This is a genomic window from Streptomyces sp. SID5464, from assembly GCF_009862985.1.
Lineage (GTDB): Bacteria > Actinomycetota > Actinomycetes > Streptomycetales > Streptomycetaceae > Streptomyces > Streptomyces chartreusis_D.
This window is the reverse complement of sequence record NZ_WWIQ01000017.1, coordinates 1-230: the sequence shown is the minus strand read 5'-3', so window position 1 is coordinate 230 and position 230 is coordinate 1. Positions and strand designations below refer to the sequence as shown.

The following is a 230-nucleotide window of genomic DNA, read 5'->3' as shown; positions in this document are numbered from 1 at the left end:
CCTGGAGGATCCTGCGCACCTCGTCGTCGGTGGCGACGGCGCGCGGTAGCGGGTAGACGCCCTGGTGGCGTTCGAAGATGACACTGCGGATTCCGCGCCGGGCCAGGAGAAGGGCGGCGGTCACGCCCACCGGTCCGGCGCCGACGATCACGACGGGCACACGTGCGGCTTCGTCGACGGTCATGTGTGGCTCACCTCGGGTGTCAGTTAGCGTCCGTGACGGGCGTGCG

At 70.4% G+C, this 230-nt stretch carries 1 protein-coding gene; it reads right to left on the bottom strand.

Annotation, left to right across the window (positions count from 1 at the left end; genetic code table 11):
• Positions 1-184, bottom strand: a 184-nt coding sequence (locus GTY47_RS12805; RefSeq protein WP_010049448.1) for an FAD-dependent monooxygenase, incomplete at its 3' end; no start/stop codon positions are given.
• Positions 185-230 lie beyond the last annotated feature (46 nt).